Origin of the sequence: Actinoallomurus sp. CA-142502 (genome assembly GCF_050936355.1) — a bacterium.
Lineage (GTDB): Bacteria > Actinomycetota > Actinomycetes > Streptosporangiales > Streptosporangiaceae > Actinoallomurus > Actinoallomurus iriomotensis.
The window spans coordinates 4,038,914-4,055,017 of sequence record NZ_JBNJMY010000001.1; the positions used below are offsets into that span (position 1 = coordinate 4,038,914).

The 16,104-nt window shown below is 72.9% G+C and carries 12 protein-coding genes; 9 read left to right on the forward strand and 3 right to left on the reverse strand.

Annotated features, from left to right (window positions below; all coding sequences use genetic code 11):
• Positions 1-126 precede the first annotated feature (126 nt).
• Positions 127-525, forward strand: a complete 399-nt coding sequence (locus tag ACQEV1_RS19575; protein WP_285567190.1) for a DUF3040 domain-containing protein — start codon at positions 127-129, stop codon at positions 523-525.
• Positions 526-638: 113 nt separating this feature from the next.
• Here ACQEV1_RS19575 and ACQEV1_RS19580 read toward each other — a convergent pair whose 3' ends face one another.
• Genes ACQEV1_RS19580 through ACQEV1_RS19590 form a run of 3 tightly spaced genes read right to left on the reverse strand, consistent with a single transcriptional unit; the run spans position 639 to position 5,418 of the window.
• A complete protein-coding gene (locus ACQEV1_RS19580; protein ID WP_433395044.1) occupies positions 639-3,032 on the reverse strand; it encodes a transglutaminaseTgpA domain-containing protein in 2,394 nt (797 codons plus the stop codon).
• Positions 3,029-4,432 (reverse strand): DUF58 domain-containing protein, encoded by a 1,404-nt coding sequence (locus ACQEV1_RS19585; protein ID WP_433395046.1) that lies wholly within the window; start codon positions 4,430-4,432, stop codon positions 3,029-3,031. Before ACQEV1_RS19585 ends, ACQEV1_RS19580 begins: the two co-directional genes overlap by 4 nt.
• A 5-nt stretch (positions 4,433-4,437) precedes the next feature.
• Positions 4,438-5,418 carry an AAA family ATPase gene (locus ACQEV1_RS19590; protein ID WP_285566556.1) on the reverse strand — a complete coding sequence of 327 codons (981 nt, stop codon included), beginning with the start codon at positions 5,416-5,418 and terminating at the stop codon, positions 4,438-4,440.
• 503 nt (positions 5,419-5,921) lie between these two features.
• On the opposite strand from ACQEV1_RS19590, the gene mraZ reads away from it, so the two are divergent.
• The 8 genes from mraZ (at position 5,922) to murD (ending at position 16,039) form a co-directional block, all read left to right on the forward strand.
• Positions 5,922-6,353, forward strand: a complete 432-nt coding sequence (gene mraZ / locus ACQEV1_RS19595; RefSeq protein WP_285616866.1) for a division/cell wall cluster transcriptional repressor MraZ — start codon at positions 5,922-5,924, stop codon at positions 6,351-6,353.
• Between the two features lie 323 nt (positions 6,354-6,676).
• Complete coding sequence (gene rsmH / locus ACQEV1_RS19600; RefSeq protein ID WP_285616865.1) at positions 6,677-7,744, forward strand: 16S rRNA (cytosine(1402)-N(4))-methyltransferase RsmH; 1,068 nt, start codon at positions 6,677-6,679, stop codon at positions 7,742-7,744.
• Entirely contained in the window at positions 7,741-8,622 is an 882-nt protein-coding gene (locus tag ACQEV1_RS19605; protein WP_433395049.1) for a hypothetical protein, read from the forward strand. The genes rsmH and ACQEV1_RS19605 overlap by 4 nt, the downstream gene beginning before the upstream one ends.
• Before the next feature lie 221 nt (positions 8,623-8,843).
• Positions 8,844-10,586 (forward strand): peptidoglycan D,D-transpeptidase FtsI family protein, encoded by a 1,743-nt coding sequence (locus ACQEV1_RS19610; protein WP_433395051.1) that lies wholly within the window; start codon positions 8,844-8,846, stop codon positions 10,584-10,586.
• A 41-nt stretch (positions 10,587-10,627) separates the two neighbouring features.
• Positions 10,628-12,196 (forward strand): UDP-N-acetylmuramoyl-L-alanyl-D-glutamate--2,6-diaminopimelate ligase, encoded by a 1,569-nt coding sequence (locus tag ACQEV1_RS19615; protein ID WP_285618851.1) that lies wholly within the window; start codon positions 10,628-10,630, stop codon positions 12,194-12,196.
• Positions 12,193-13,596: a UDP-N-acetylmuramoyl-tripeptide--D-alanyl-D-alanine ligase gene (locus tag ACQEV1_RS19620; protein ID WP_433395053.1), complete on the forward strand. Its 1,404-nt coding sequence runs from the start codon at positions 12,193-12,195 to the stop codon at positions 13,594-13,596. Before ACQEV1_RS19615 ends, ACQEV1_RS19620 begins: the two co-directional genes overlap by 4 nt.
• Positions 13,593-14,654, forward strand: a complete 1,062-nt coding sequence (gene mraY, locus ACQEV1_RS19625) for a phospho-N-acetylmuramoyl-pentapeptide-transferase (protein ID WP_285566543.1) — start codon at positions 13,593-13,595, stop codon at positions 14,652-14,654. Before ACQEV1_RS19620 ends, mraY begins: the two co-directional genes overlap by 4 nt.
• Entirely contained in the window at positions 14,651-16,039 is a 1,389-nt protein-coding gene (gene murD, locus ACQEV1_RS19630) for a UDP-N-acetylmuramoyl-L-alanine--D-glutamate ligase (RefSeq protein WP_433395056.1), read from the forward strand. Before mraY ends, murD begins: the two co-directional genes overlap by 4 nt.
• The last annotated feature ends 65 nt before the right edge of the window (positions 16,040-16,104 follow it).

Sequence of the window (16,104 nt, forward strand, 5' to 3'; positions counted from 1 at the left end):
GCGCGTACACGCGGGAGCGTTTTCTTTCCCACGGTCGTTGCGGCTCGTATTCTGGGCATATCACCGATAGCCATGTCTCCGTCCGGCGTGGGTATACCCTTCGCGGGGCTGTCCTTGGGAGGCGCCGTGCCGCTCTCTGACCACGAGCAGCGCCAGCTCGACCAGATCGAGCGTGCGCTGTATGCCGAGGACCCGAAGTTCGTTTCCGCGGTCCGCTCGACCGATCCGAAGGTCCACTACAAGCGCAGGATCTGGAAGGCCGCGATCGGCTTCGTACTCGGCCTGATCGTGGTGATGGCGGGGCCGATCCTGAACACGATGCCGATCAGCATCGTGATCAGCGTCGCCGGCTTCCTCCTCATGGTCTTCTGCTGCGCCTGGGGCCTGACGAGCTGGAAGCGCATGACCGGCATCGGCGCCGAGCCCGACCCCCGGAAACGATCGCCCAAGCCGTCCCGCGGGCCGAAGTCGAGCTTCATGGAACGGATGGAGGAGCGCTGGCGCCGCCGCCACGAAGGCCCCTGACCGGGGCCTCACTTGACCCGGACGCGCCCGTCACGCCCCGGGGTTGAGGCCTGCGAGCCCACGGGTGAGGTCGTTCGTGGTGAGGGGCGGCGAGCCGTCAGCCCCTGTGGCCCTCAGGTCGGACGGCGGCGGCGCGGTGTGGCCACATCCAGCCACTCGAAGACGTCCATGATCCGGGTGCCCGCGCTCCGCAGGCTCATGGTGACCGACGGCGGGAACAGGCGGGCGCGCCACCGCACCCGCCGGCTCGCCCGGGCGCGGAGCGCCGCCCGCAGCAGGCGCACATCCTCGCGGGGCGTCGCCAGGGGCTCGGTCGACGGCGCGTAGCGCGCCCGCTCCTCCGCCCGTGCCAGTCGCGTCAGGGCCTCCGCCGCGGCCCCCTCCAGCGCGAGGGTCTCGGTCAGCCGCCGGCCCGTCGCGCGTGGTGTCTCGCTCGCCGGCCACCGGAGCCGGTGGTCGGCCGCGTCCGCGCGCAGTTCGTCCCAGGCGGCGTGGGCCACCGCGACGTCGGTCTTCGCCCGGCGCCACCGGCGCGCGCGGGTGAGCGCGCGCAGGGTGACCGGGGTCAGCAGCAGGAGCAGCACCACCAGACCGATCAGCAGCCACGTGACCGGCAGCTGCGACGTGTGCGACTCCGGTACGGCGCCCGGCGCCGCGCGCGAGTCGGCCAGAGTGTCGGTGCGGTGCCGCGGGACGGTCGGCGCGGACGATGGGGCGGACCCCGAGCCCGAGCCGGTCGTCGGCAGCTGGGTCTCCGGGTCGCTGCCCGGCGCGCCGGGCAGCAGCTGCGGGGCCGTGTACGACGGCACGGTGGCGCTGCCCTGCCCGCCGTCGCCACCGGGCGTGGGCTCGAACCGCAGCCAGCCGACGCCGGTGAAGTACAGCTCCGGCCACGCGTGGGCGTCCTTCGTGCGCACCAACCACTCGCCGTTCGACTGCTGGGTGCCGGCGGTGTACCCCATGCCGACGCGAGCCGGGATGCCGAGAATGCGGGCCAGCACCGCCATCGACGAGGCGAACTGCTCGCAGTACCCCGTACGGGAGGTGAACAGGAAGTCCCGCAGCGCGTTACCGCGCCGCGGCGGAGGCGTGGTGAGGCTGTAGGTGAAGTTCCCCGGCTTGGTGAACCAGTCCTGCAGCTTGACCGCCTGCTCGTACGGCGTCGACGCGCCCGCGGTCAGCTGGGCGGCCAGCTTGGCGACGTCGTCGCCGACCGAGTCGGGCACCGCCAGGTACCGCGAGGTGATCGAGTCCGGTGGGGCGGCCTCGGTCACCAGCTCCTGGTACGTCGGCTCGGGGCGGATGCTCGTCACCGTGTACGACCGGCCGCCCGCCGAGTCGTGCGTGGAGAACACCGTCAGCGACCGGGGGTCGACCCGCCAGTCGCCCTTGATGTTCACCTTGGTGGGCGGGTACGGCATCGGCAGCACGTCCAGCCCGTGCACCCGCGAGTCGATGCTGATGTTCGTGGTCACCGCACGCGCGGGGATGGCGGCCGTGCCCGGTTCGGCGGGCAGCTCCTTGTCCGCCACCCGCCCGTCCTGCCCGGCGCGCAGCGGCCCGATCGACCACGTCTCGCCGTTGAACCGGTCGAGGGAGTACATCCGCAGGTAGTCCGGTGCGCCGCCGTCCGTGGTGCGGTACTTCAGCACCTCGGCGTCCCCCTCGCGTACGAGCTGGCGCCGTACGCTCACGAGCGGGTTCAGGGCGTCCAGGCCGGTGATCGAGCCGGAGCCCTTCCCGGATCCGGAGCCGCCGTTCCCGCCGATGCCGAGCAGCCCGCGCGGTTCGATGCCGGGCACCGCGAACGGCAGCACGATCGCGACCGCCACCGCGGCCAGCCCGATGCGGCGCCCGGCGGCCGCGAGCGGGCTGGAGTCCGGCCGTTCGCCGGCGGGGACGGCCGCCGACCAGCGGGCGGTGAACACCGCCCGGCCCCAGCCGGCGAGCTGGTCCCGGGCGTCCGAGACCAGGAGCCCGAGGTACCCGCCCGCGCTCAGCAGGAACGCCAGCCAGCCGGCCGTCTGCTGGCGCACCGCCGCCGGCACACTGTAGATCGCCAGGAGCGGGAGCCCCGCGAGCGCCGCCCGGCGTGCGCGCACCGCCAGGAAGTCGATGAGGACGGCGACCAGTCCGATGCCCGTGCTCGTGAGCATGTTGATGGCGGGCAGCATCGGCACCGGCGCCGCGTAGGCGTTCGCGTCGTGCCAGCCCTCGCCGAGCAGCCGGCCGAGCCGCGCCGTGGAGGAGGGCGTCGGGACGACGGCGAGCAGCGCCTGCCCGGCGGCGAACCGCACGGTGAGGTAGAGGAACAGGGCGGCCAGCCCGATCAGCGGGCACAGTGCGGCCGCCACGCGGAACCGCCGGGTGAGCGCCCCGGCGACCCCCACCACCAGGATCGCGCCGCACCCGGTGCCGAACCATCCGCCGGACTCGTACAGCGGGTAGAGCCCGACCGTCCCCAGCAGCGTGGCCACACACGCCACGATCGTCAGCCGCAGCCTCATGGCGTTTCTCCCTGGACTCCCTGGACTCCCCGGCCCGCTCCGTCCGTACCGGCCCCGTTCACGTCGGCCGCCGAGCCGTTCGCCGGCGTGGCCGGCCCGGCGCCCGCGCGGTCCCGTACCGCCCGCAGCCGCGAGTTCTCCGACGCCTGGTCCGCTCCGGCCCACGCGGCCGGCAGGGAGGCCGCCGAGTCGACCGTCAGGACCCGCCAGCCCGCCGCGCGCAGCACCGAGGCCGCCCGTGCCGCCGCGTGCTCCTCGTCCCCGACCAGCACCGCGACGCACGTGGCGGTGCCCTGCCGGGACCGGGCCACGTCCTGCACGTCCTCGGCGGTCAGCCGGCCGAAGACGCCCACGACCAGGCCGTCGCCGTCGCGCGCCGTCGTGCGCAGCGCGGCCAGGCCGGTCCGCAGCGACCGGCCGGTGGAGGTGCGGGCGACCGCCAGCGAGTCCAGCAGCGCGCCTTCGAAGGCGGTGGTGGGGGAGAACGTCTCGCCCTCGTCCGTGACGTACCGCAGGCCGAGTCCCTCGCGCCCGAGCTGCACGCCGATCGAGGCGGCGACCGACACCGCCTGCTCGAAGGAGGAAGAGGCCCCGTCGCCCCAGTGCGCGATCCGGCGGGTGTCGAGGAAGAGGGTGCCGCGGCTCTGCCACTGCTGTTCCTCGCGCCGGACCATCAGCTCGCCGCGCCGGGCCGTCGAGCGCCAGTGCACCCGCCGCAGGTCGTCGCCGTGGCGGTACTCCCGCGGCGCGACGTCGTCCTCTCCCGCGGTGGAGATCGTCCGGGCCCGGCTCTCGCCGCCGCCCGTCCACGAGCCGGTCAGCCGGCCGTGCGGCAGCGGCACGATCGGCGGCGTGACCGTCAGCCGGTTGGAGGTCGTGAACGACCGGGCCAGCTCCACCAGGCCGAACGGGTCGGCGAGCCGTACCAGCAGCGGCCCGACCTGGTAGCGGCCCCGTACGTCCGGGCGGATCCGGTAGACCATCTCCCGCCCGCCGCCGGGCTCGATCCGGTCGACGACGAAGCGCGCGCGGTCGCCGAGCGTGTACGGGACCTGGTCCTCCACGAGCAGGATGCCCGTCGGCAGCCGCGAGATGTTCTGCAGGACGACGCCGACCTGGGCCTCGTGCCCCACGGGCAGCCGTGACGGCTCGGCGCGGCGCGTGCACGAGAGCCGGTAGCGCGTCCGCGACACGACCACCCCCGACAGCAGGGGCAGCGCGAGGATGAGCACGCCCGCCCGCAGCAGGTCGCGCTCGCCCAGGATGAACGCGCAGGCGATCGCGGTGATGCCCGCAGCGACGAACGACCGGCCGCGAGTGGTCAGCGAACCGAGCGCCCTGCGGACGGCGCGCCACGGCCGGAACGGCCCCGCGCCCCCGGTGCCGCGGCTCGTCGGCACGTCCACTAGCGCCGGGGGTCGGGCACCGGCACGTGGGCGACCAGCTCGGCGACCACGTGTTCGGGCAGACGGCGTTCGACCTGGGCCTCGGCGGTCGGCAGGAGCCGGTGAGCGAGCACCGGCCCGGCCAGGTACTGCAGGTCGTCGGGCAGGACGTAGTCCCGGTCCTCCAGCGCCGCGTACGCGCGAGCGGCCCGTACGAGGTGAAGCGTCGCCCGCGGCGAGGCGCCGAGGCGCAGCTCGGGGTGCTCACGGGTGGCGGTGACCAGGGCGATGGCGTAGTTGCGCACGGAGGTGGAGACGTGCACATTGCGGACGAGCTCGATCAGCTCCCGTACGTCACCGGCCCGCGCCACCGGGGACAGGTCCTCCAGCGGAGAGGTCCGGCCGTGCACGTCGAGCATCTCCAGTTCCGCGCCGGGCGCGGGGTAGCCCATCGAGATGCGGGCGGTGAAGCGGTCGCGCTGGGCCTCCGGGAGCGGGTAGGTGCCCTCCATCTCGACCGGGTTCTGGGTCGCGATGACCATGAACGGCCCGTCCAGACCGTACGTGTGGCCGTCCACGGTGACCTGGCGCTCCTCCATGCACTCCAGGAGCGCGGACTGCGTCTTGGGGGAGGCGCGGTTGATCTCGTCGCCCACCACGATGTTGGCGAACACCGGACCCGGCTTGAACTCGAACTCCCGTCGCTCCTGGTTGTAGGCGCTCACGCCGGTGATGTCGCTCGGCAGCAGGTCGGGGGTGAACTGGATGCGCCGCACCGAGCAGTCGATGGAGCGGGCGAGCGCCTTGGCGAGCATCGTCTTGCCGACGCCGGGCACGTCCTCGATGAGCAGGTGGCCCTCGGCGAGAAGAACGGTGAGCGCGAGCCGCACCACATCCGGCTTGCCCTCGATGACGGACTCGATGGCCCCGGAGATCCGGCCCGAGATCTTCGCGAGGCCTTCCAGCCCCCGTCCGACGTCACCGTGTGTGCTGACTGCCACTAACCCCTCCTCGGGCCATCCGTCCGGCCACGCGGCCCGCCGCCGGTCCGCGTCGGCCCGGCCCCGTCGCACACGGATGCGGATGGGGAGCTCCATCCGGTTTGTTCATGTTGTTGTGTTGCACCGACAGTACGTCTTTTGGGCTGGTTGGTGCGATGCCCCGTGCAGGAGAGTAACCCTCGATCCGGCTAACGGCCGCATCCGGGCCTTATCGGATTCACGCGCCATTTCAGATTCCCCACTCCGCTCCATCGGGCGCGCGAGGTTCGTGTGTTTCCCGTCATTCGGCGCCTTCCGTGTTCTCAATGCGCCGCGGCTCGTTCGTGACCGCCGTCGGCGGCGTCGTGGACGCCCCACACTGCTCCACCTCTCTGACCTGCGGCTTTGTCGTGGAGAACGCCGCGAGCCAGGCGTTTTGGTCGTTGACCGTGGGGCAGAGTGGAGTAGAGTGGGGCGCCGTGGGGCAGGGTGCATGGCCTCACGGGGGGCGGAGGTGAGGCCGGATGTTCCTCGGCACTCATTCACCGCGCCTTGACGACAAGGGACGGCTGTTCCTGCCGGCGAAGTACCGCGAGGAGCTCTCGGGGGGATTGGTGATCACGAAGGGTCAGGAGCGCTGCCTCTACGTCTTTCCTGAGGCGGAGTTCCAGCGCATCACCGAGGCGCTTCGCACCGCACCGGTCACCGCCAAGGCCGTCCGGGACTACAGCCGGGTCTTCTTCGCCAGCGCCTCAGATGAGGTTCCCGACAAACAGGGGCGGATCACCATTCCACCGGCTCTGCGCGCGTACGCCGGCCTGAGCCGCGACTGCGCCGTCATCGGAGCCAACACGCGCTTGGAGATCTGGGACGCGACCGCGTGGGAGACCTACCTGGCGGAGCAGGAGCCACAGTTCTCCGATCTGTCCGAGGAGGTGCTGCCCGGAATTCTCTGACCGCACCATCGCCGGTCGCGGATCCGTTCGGCGAGGTCTCCACCCGCTCCCAACTGGCGCACCTTCCCCGGTGCCAGATGGCCGTAGCACATCTTCCTCCACGGAACAGCGGATGGGGACCTGGCCGGGCGAAGTCCGTAACGGGGGCCGGCGAAGAAGCCATTGAGCGGTGAGCCGCAGAGCGCATCGGGGCGATCGCGTCCCGTGCGAGTCCGCATCGGCCGTCCGGGGTTGCCTTATGCGCGCCTCCGGTACGGCGGACCAGCAGGCGAGCGCGGCATCAGCGCCGTCCGCGAGCAGTGGCGTCATGTGAGAGGTACTCGATGCGAGGCGACGAAGAGCGCGAGGGGGGACCACGCGCGACGGGGCACGTGCCGGTCATGCTCGACCGGATCCTGGCACTGCTGGGGCCGGCCCTGTCGACGCCCTCCGATGAGGACGTGTTCTTCGTCGACGCGACCCTCGGCCTCGGCGGGCACGCCGCGGCCGTGCTCGAGGCCCACCCGCGTGTCACGCTCATCGGTCTGGACCGCGACACCAGCGCGATCGAGCGGTCCGGGCGGCGGCTCGAGGCCTACGCCGGGCGCACCCGTCTCGTCCACGCGGTCTACGACGAGATTCCCCGGGTTCTCGCCGAGCTCGGCATCCCCGGTGTCCACGCCGTGCTCTTCGACCTCGGAGTCTCCTCGCCGCAGCTCGACGAGGCCGAGCGCGGCTTCGCCTACTCCTACGACGCACCGCTCGACATGCGGATGGACCGCACCCAGGAGCTCACCGCCGAGCAGGTGGTCAACACATACTCCGCTTCGGACCTCACGCGCATCCTGCGCGACTACGGCGAGGAGCGGTTCGCGCGGCGCGTGGCGGAGGCGATCGTACGGGAGCGGGGGCGCGCCCCGCTGACCTCGACGGGCAGGCTCGTCGAGATCGTCCGTGACGCGATCCCCGCCGCCTCGCGCCGCACCGGAGGCCACCCGGGCAAGCGCACCTTCCAGGCCCTGCGCATGGAGGTCAACGGCGAGCTCCCCACGCTCGAGCGGGCCATCCCGGCCGCGCTCGACGCACTCGTGGTGGGCGGCCGCGTCGCGGTCCTGTCCTACCACTCGCTCGAGGACCGCATCGTCAAGCGGGCCTTCGCCGCGCAGACCACCGACACCACCCCACCCGACCTGCCGGTTCCCCTGCCGGAACTACAGCCGCGGTTCCGCCCGCTCACCCGGGGCGCGGAGCAACCGTCCGAGGAAGAGACCACGACCAACCCACGGGCGGCGTCGGCGCGTCTTCGCGCCGTCGAGCGGATCCGTGAGCGTGAGGGACGTCCGCGAGGCGGCACCAGGCCGCTCGACGAAGACCCGCCGAGCGGGCGGAGGCAAGCAGGAGGCACCACATGACCATCACGACTCCGCCGCAGGAGACCCGCACTCGCCGCCCGCGCGGGGACGATGACGCGGCGGCCTCGCGGTCGGCGCGCCGCCGCCGCCCGCCCGAGCCGGATGAGTCCCAGGACGACGCGGCCAGGGGCGGAGCGGTCAAGCAGCGTACGGCGAGGACCGGCGCCGCCCGGCCCGGTGCGCCGAAGAAGAAGGCCACCGCGAAGACCGGTGCCGCCAAGACCGGTGCCGCCAAGAGTGGCGCGGCGAAGAGCGGTGCCGCCAAGACCGGCCCCGCCAAGAGCGGCGCGGCCAAGGGGAGTGCCGTCAAGGCGCGTCCGGCGACCACTACGGAGCGCCGCCGGTCCGCGGCGACCCGCAAGCCGCCGCCGAAGGCCGCGGCGCGCCGGACCGCGCCACCGCCGCGCGCCCCGTTCGTGCTGCTCGTCGTCGGCCTGCTCGGCGGGGCCCTGGTGAGCCTCCTGCTCCTCAACACCGTGCTCGCCCAGGACGCGTTCAGCCTGAGCGAACTGCAGCGCGGCAACCAGCAGCTGAGCGAGCGCAAGGAGGCGCTGCAGGAGGACATCGACCGGGAAAGAAACCCGGCGGTGCTGCACGCCAAGGCGCGCGCGCTCGGCATGGTGGACGGCAAGCGGCCCGCGTTCATCGACGCGCGCACCGGCCGGGTCACCGAGAGCGGCGCCCGCCCGCCGGGAGTCTCCGACGAGGCCATGGCGGCGGCAGCCGGCGCCGGCGTGGCCGGAGCACCCGGCGCGATCATGCCGCCCGTCGGCGCGCCTGCCAACGCACCGGCCAAGGGCACACCGACGAGCAAGCCGCCCTCATCCACCGGGAACACTCCTCACGACGCCGGTCGGAAGGGAGGCGGCACGCGGTGACGGCACGCCGCGGCCGCGGCCCGGCCGCCCCACCCCCCGGCGGGCCGCGCGGCGCGGGCCCGGGAAAGAGCGGCCAGAACGGCCGCCCGTCCGGTCCGCGCGCCTCCGCGCCCCGCAGCGGCGGTGGCCGTGGCGCCGCGACCAAGGCGCCGCCGTCCCGACGCAGGCCTCCGCGCCCCGCGGCTCCGCCGCCGCGGCGTCCCGCGCGGCCGCGCGGCCTGATGATCCGCCGTGACCCGGTCAAGCGGCTCAACGTCGGCCTGTTGCTCGTCGCGTTCGTGCTGTCGCTGTTCGCCGGCCGGCTGGTCCAGCTTCAGGGCATCGAGGCCAAGGGCTACGCCGAGGCGGCCGTGCGCCAGCGGCTCAACCGCATCGACCTGCCCGCCGTCCGCGGGCCGATCAGCTTCGCCGACGGCCAGCCGCTCGCGATGACCGTCGACGCGCGGGTGATCTACGCCGACCCGGTGATGGTCGAACCCGGCCAGCGGCAGCGGATCGCCGCCACGATGGCGTCGATGTTCGGTCTCGACCAGGCCGATGTGATCAAGAAGCTCACGCCCGGCTCGAAGATGAACCGCTACGTGGAGCTGGTCCACCACGTCGAGCCCGACCGGGCCCGCATGGTGACCTCGATGGACTTCAAGGGCATCGGCTCGCTGCAGGAGTACCGCCGCGTCTACCCGGACGGCGATCTCGCCGCCAACGTCGCCGGTTTCGTCAACGGCGACGGCGACGGCGGCGCGGGCCTGGAGTCGAGCATGAACACCATGCTCAAGGGCAAGAGCGGCTGGCAGAAGGTCGAGCTCAGCGAGACCGGCCAGCGCATCCCGATGGGCGAGGACGAGATGAGCAAGCCGATCCCGGGCAAGGGCATCCGGCTCACCCTCGACCGCGACATCCAGTGGAAGGCCCAGGACGCGATCGCCAAGCAGGTCAAGGCGACCGGCGCGCAGAGCGGCAGCGTCATCGTCATGGACCCGCGGAACGGGCAGGTCGTCGCCATGGCCACCGCGCCCACCTTCGACCCGGCGACCTACTACAAGGCGCGCGCGGTCGACCTGGGCAACCGGGTGGTCCAGGAGGGCTTCGAACCGGGCAGCACCAGCAAGGTCATCACGGCCGCGGCGGCGATGGAGGCGGGCGGCGTCACGCCGAACACCCCGTTCACCGTGCCCGGCAGCCTGACCCGTTTCGACCGCACCTTCCATGATTCGGAGGTCCACGGCACCGAGCACCTCACCTTCGGCGGCGTGCTCGCCAAGTCGAGCAACATCGGCACCATCCTGGCCAGCGAAGAGGTCACGGCGACGCAGCTGTACCAGTACATGAAGGCGTTCGGGTACGGCGAGAAGACCGGGGTCGGCCTGCCCGGCGAGAGCCCGGGCATCCTCAAGCCGGTCGACCAGTGGTGGGGCACCGACCGCTACTCCATCGCGTTCGGCCAGTCGGTGTCGGTCAACGCGCTGCAGACCGCGAGCGTCTACGCCACGATCGCCAACGGCGGCGTGCGGGTGACGCCGAACCTCCTCGCCGGCACGACCGACGACAAGGGCGTCTTCACGCCGTCGGCCCGCCCGTCCTCCCGCCGGGTGATCAAGCAGTCCACGGCGAGCCAGCTGACCCGGATGCTCGAAGGCGTCACGAGCAAGGACGGCACCGCGCCGGAGGCGCAGATCCCCGGCTACCGTGTGGCGGGCAAGACCGGCACCGCGCAGAAGGTCAACCCCAACTGCGGCTGCTACACCGGGGGAGGCTACACCTCGACGTTCGTGGGCTTCGCGCCCGCCGACGACCCGCAGCTCGTGGTCGAGGTGGTGCTGCAGAAGCCGCAGAAGGGATACTACGGGGGCGAGGTCGCGGCACCCGTGTTCAAGGACGTCATGAGCTTCGCACTGCAGAGCCGCCGGGTTCCGCCGACCGGCAGCAAGTCTCCGAAGATCCGAATCTACGCAGACCACCGGTGACCGGCGGTACTCTCTCCGCCGTGTCCAACAGACCCGATCCCATGCGCCCCAAGTCCGTGCCCGCCCGCTCACTGTCCGGGCTCGTGTCCCTGCTCGGCCTGAGCGAGCAGGGACAGCCGATACGGGGGATGGTCACCGGGGTGACACACGACTCCAGGAGGGTCCTCAAGGGCGACCTGTACGCCGCGCTGCCCGGCAGCCGCTTCCACGGCGCCGTCTTCGCCGAGCAGGCCGCCGCCGCGGGGGCCACCGGCATCCTCACCGACCACGAGGGCCGGATCCGGGCCGAGCGCGCCGGGATCCCCGTGCTCGTCGTCGACGACCCGCGCGCGGTGCTCGGCGAGGTGGCCTCCTGGGTGTACGGGCGGCCGGTGCGCGACGTGGCCCTGCTGGGCGTCACGGGCACGAGCGGCAAGTCCACCACGACGTTCCTGCTGGAGGCGGGCCTGCGGGCGGCCGGTCACGAGACGGGCCTGATCGGCGGCATCGAGCTCCGGGTCGCCGGCGAGACCCTCCCCAGCACGCTGACCACGCCGGAGGCCACCGACCTGCACGCGCTGCTCGCGCTCATGCGCGAGCGCGGCGTGACGGCGGCGGCCATGGAGGTCTCCAGCCACGCGCTCGACTTCGGCCGCGTCGGCGGGGCCTTCTACGAGGTCGCCCTGTTCACGAACCTGTCCCAGGACCACCTCGACCACCACGGCACCATGGAGGCGTACTTCGCCGTCAAGGCGCGGCTGTTCACGCCCGAGCTCAGCCGCCTCGGCGTGGTCAACGTCGACGACGACTGGGGCCGCCGCCTCACCCACATCGCCAAGGTCCCGGTGACGACGTTCTCCGCCGAGGGCGACCCCGGCGCCGACTGGCGCGCCACCGACGTGCGCCTCGAGCCGTACGGCAGCACCTTCCGGGTGATCGGGCCGGGCGGCGTCGAGGCCGAGGCGCGGGTGCCGCTGCCGGGCCCGTTCAACGTCGCCAACGCCCTGGGCGCGATCGTGGCGCTCGTGGAGGCCGGGATCCCGCTGCAGGCCGCGGTGAACGGCATCGGACGCCTCACGGGCGTTCCCGGGCGCCTGGAGCCGGTGGACGAGGGACAGGACTTCACCGCCCTGGTCGACTACGCGCACAAACCCGGCGCGGTGGAGGCCGTGCTCGGCACCCTCCGCCCGCTGACCAAGGGCACACTCACCATCGTGCTCGGCTGCGGCGGCGACCGTGACAAGGGCAAACGCAAGGTCATGGGCGAGCTCGCGGCACGCAGGGCCGACGTGGCGGTGTTCACCAACGACAACCCCCGCACCGAAGACCCCTGGGCGATACTCAACGCTATGGTCGGGGGAGTACTCACCGTGCCGGAGGACGAACGGGCGCACATCGTCGTGGAGCCCGACCGGGCGGCGGCGATCGCGCTGGCGGTCGGCCGGGCCCGGCGGGGCGACGTGGTGCTCGTCGCCGGCAAAGGTCACGAACAGGGGCAGTACATCGCCGGTGAGGTCTTGCCGTTCGACGACCGTGAGGTCGTACGGCGGGCGCTGCGCGAGCGCCACGAGGCCCTCGGCGATGTCGCGAACACCACGGCCGCAGCGGCCGAGGACGAGGAGCAGTCTTGATCCCACTCTCGCTCGCGCGGATCGCGGAGATCACCCGCGGCAAGCTGGACGGGGCGTCCCCGGAGGCCGTCGTCGACGGGCCGGTCGTCATCGACTCGCGCAAGGCCGGGCCCGGCGCGCTGTTCGCGGCACTGCGCGGCGAACGCCTCGACGGCCACGACTTCGCCGGCCAGGCGGTGGCGGCGGGCGCCGTGGCGGTGCTCGCCGAGCGCGAGGTCGGCACGGCGGCCGTGATCGTGGACGACGTCCCGGCCGCGATGGGGGTGCTCGCCCGCGCGGTCGTCGACCGGCTGCCGCAGGTGACCGTGGCCGGCCTGACCGGCTCGGCGGGCAAGACCTCCACCAAGGACCTCCTCGCCCACCTGACGTCACGGCTGGGCCCGACCATCGCGCCGCCCGGCTCGTTCAACAACGAGATCGGCCATCCGCTCACCGTCCTGCGGGCCACGGAGGACACCCGTTACCTCGTCCTCGAGATGGGCGCGCGGGGCCTCGGGCACATCAGGCATCTCGCCCGGATCGCGCCGCCCGACATCGGCATCGTCCTCAACGTCGGCAGCGCGCACATCGGCGAGTTCGGCAGCCGGGAGGTCGTCGCCCAGGCCAAGGGCGAGCTGGTCGAGGCCCTGTCGGCGCAGGGCACCGCGATCCTCAACGCCGACGACCCGCTCGTACGCACGATGGCCGCCCGCACCTCGGCGCGGATCGTGACGTTCGGCCGGGCGCCGGACGCGACCGTGCGCGCGGTCGACGAGTCGCTGGACGAGGCGGGCCGGTCCCGGTTCACGCTGGTGACACCCGAGGGCTCGGCCGCGGTGCGGCTGCGGCTGCACGGCGCGCACGCGGTCGCCAACGCCCTCGCGGCCGCCGCCGCGGCGCGGTGCCTGGGCATGCCGGTCGCGGACGTCGCCGAGGGGCTTTCGGAGGCCGAGCCCGCCAGTCGCTGGCGCATGGAGGTCACCGAGCGCCCCGACGGGGTCACGGTGGTCAACGACGCCTACAACGCCAACCCCGAGTCCGTCCGCGCCGCCCTCGACACCGTCATTCACATGGCACGCGGGGGACGCGCGTACGCGGTGCTCGGCGGAATGGCGGAGTTGGGCGCGTCGACGGTCGAGGAGCACGAGAAGATCGGAGCCTACGCCGCCCGTGGCGGCCTGGCGGGTCTCGTCGCCGTCGGCGACACCGCCGAGGCCGTGCTGAAGGGCGCGGAGCAGGTGGGCACATGGACAGGAGAAGGCGTGCAGGTCGAGGATGTCGGCGCGGCGGTGGCCGCGCTGGGCGAACGGTTGCGGCCGGGTGACGTCGTGCTGATCAAGGGATCGCGCGTCGCCGGGCTCGAACGGGTCGCCGAGGCCGTGCTGGCGGCCGTACCCGTCGAGGGGAGCGACGACGCGTGAGGACCATCCTGGTCGCCTCGGCCCTCTCACTGATCATCGCGCTGCTCGGCACGCCCGTCTGGATCCGGCTCGTGCGCCGGCTCGGCTACGGACAGATGATCCGCGAGGAGGGCCCGCAGGCCCACCTCGGCAAGCGCGGCACGCCCACGATGGGCGGCACCGTCTTCATCGTCGCCGCGCTCGTCGGGTACTTCATCGCGCACCTGGCCACGACCACGCGGCCGACGGTCTCCGGCGTGCTCGTGCTGCTCCTCATGACCGGGCTCGGCGTCGTCGGGTTCGTCGACGACTACATCAAGGTCTTCAAACAGCGCAGCCTGGGCCTCCGCAGCGGCGCCAAGATGATCGGCATCATCATCGTCGGCGTGGTGTTCGCGCTGCTGTCCCTGCGCTTCCCCAACGGCTACGACATCACCCCCGCCACCACGCACCTGTCCTTCCTGCGTGACTTCGGCCCCTCGATCGGGCCGTACCTGTTCGTCGGCTGGGCGCTGCTCATGATCGCCGGCACGTCCAACGCGGTGAACCTCACCGACGGCCTGGACGGCCTGGCGGCCGGTGCGGTCGGCTCGGTCCTGGGCGCGTACGTGCTGATCGGCAACTGGCAGCTGCGCAACAGCTGCACCGAGGTCGCCCTCGCCCCGAACTGCTACACCGTCCGCGACCCGCTCGACCTGGCGGTCGTCGCCTCGGCCGTGCTCGGCGCCCTCGTCGGGTTCCTGTGGTGGAACGCCCCGCCGGCGAAGATCTTCATGGGCGACACCGGCTCGCTCGGCCTCGGCGGCGTGATCGTCGGTCTGGCCGTGATGACCCGCACCCAGATGCTGTTCATCGTCCTCGGCGGCCTGCCCGTGATCATCACGCTCTCGGTGATCATCCAGGTGGGGTCGTTCAAGCTGACCGGTAAACGGGTGTTCAAGATGGCGCCGTTGCAGCACCACTTCGAACTCTCCGGCTGGGCGGAGACCACGATCGTGGTGCGGTTCTGGCTGATCTCGGCGCTGTGCGTGGCCGCCGGGCTGGCACTGTTCTACATCGAATGGATGCCGGGCCATTGACCGGCGAGTGGCACGGCCGCGCCGTCTGCGTCGCGGGTGCGGGCATCTCGGGCCGGGCGGCGGCGCGCGTGCTGGCGGAGCGGGGCGCGCGGGTCACGGTCGTCGACGCGCGTGACGACGAGGCGCTGCGCGACAAGCTCGCGCTGCCCGGCGTCACGGTGCGCCTCGGCGACGGCGAGACGCTGCCGGACGGGACGGACCTCGTCGTCACGTCACCGGGCTGGCGGCCCGACGCGCCTCTGCTCGCCGCCGCGGCGAAGGCCGGCGTGGAGATCATCGGCGAGGTCGAGCTCGCCTGGCGTCTGCGCGGCCCCGGCGCCGCGCCGTGGCTGGCCATCACCGGCACCGACGGCAAGACCACCGTCGTGCGCATGCTCGCGTGCATGCTCGAGGCCGCCGGCCACCGCACGCTCGCCGTCGGCAACGTCGGCACCCCGATCGTGGAGGCCGTGACCGGCGACGGCGCCAAGCCGTACGACGTGCTGGCGGTCGAGCTGTCCAGCTTCCAGCTGCACTGGTCCGGCTCGGTCCGCCCGTACGCCGCGACCGTGCTCAACGTGGCGCCGGACCACATCGACTGGCACGGCTCCCTGGAGGCGTACGCCGCCGACAAGGGCAAGATCTTCGCTCCGGGCACCCTCGCCGTCGTGAACGCGGACGACGAGTGGTCCCTCCGGCTCGGCGAGCGCGCCGAGCGCTCGGTCGGGTTCACGCTGGGCTCGCCGCGGGCCGGTCAGCTCGGCGTGGTGGAGGACCTGCTGGTCGACCGGGCCTTCACCGGCGACCCGGCATGCGAGGCGGCCGAGCTGGCCGAACTGGCCGACGTGCGCCCCTACGCCCCGCACAACGTGGCCAACGCCCTGGCGGCCGGGGCCCTGGCCCGCGCGTTCGGCGTGCCGGCCGAAGCCGTACGCGAGGGGCTGCGCCGGTTCACGCCCGACCCGCACCGGATCGAGCTGATCGCCACCGTCCGCGACGTCGCCTACGTCAACGACTCCAAGGCCACCAACCCGCACGCCGCGGCCGCGTCGCTGGCCGCGTACCAGCCGATCGTGTGGATCGCCGGCGGCCTGCTGAAGGGCGCCGACGTCGACGAACTCGTCCGCTCGTGCGCCGGGCGGCTGCGCGGCGCGGTCCTCATGGGCCGTGACCGGGCACAGATCGCGACGGCACTTGCGCGACACGCGCCGAATGTCCCGGTGGTGGATGTCGCCGACACCGACACTGGGGCCATGGACCGTGTCGTCGCCGCGGCCACCGCCCTGGCGCGGCCCGGCGACACGGTGCTGCTCGCGCCGGTCGGAGCCTCCTTCGACATGTTCGCCGGCTACCCGGCACGCGGCGAGGCCTTCGCCGCCGCGGTCAGGCGTCTCACCGCGTCCTGAGCGACGGAGCGAGCCCGCCCGGAGGGGCGGCGGCGACCTGTGGGCACCGTGGGCGGGCGAGGAGA

What these genes read in the sequence shown, in the direction of transcription:
- ACQEV1_RS19580 (WP_433395044.1), bottom strand. Translation starts at nt 3,032, where the DNA reads ATGAGGCTGCGGCTGACGATCGTGGCGTGTGTGGCCACGCTGCTGGGG.
- mraZ (WP_285616866.1), top strand. Translation starts at nt 5,922, where the DNA reads ATGTTCCTCGGCACTCATTCACCGCGCCTTGACGACAAGGGACGGCTG.
- rsmH (WP_285616865.1), top strand. Translation starts at nt 6,677, where the DNA reads ATGCGAGGCGACGAAGAGCGCGAGGGGGGACCACGCGCGACGGGGCAC.
- ACQEV1_RS19605 (WP_433395049.1), top strand. Translation starts at nt 7,741, where the DNA reads ATGACCATCACGACTCCGCCGCAGGAGACCCGCACTCGCCGCCCGCGC.
- ACQEV1_RS19610 (WP_433395051.1), top strand. Translation starts at nt 8,844, where the DNA reads ATGATCCGCCGTGACCCGGTCAAGCGGCTCAACGTCGGCCTGTTGCTC.
- ACQEV1_RS19615 (WP_285618851.1), top strand. Translation starts at nt 10,628, where the DNA reads ATGCGCCCCAAGTCCGTGCCCGCCCGCTCACTGTCCGGGCTCGTGTCC.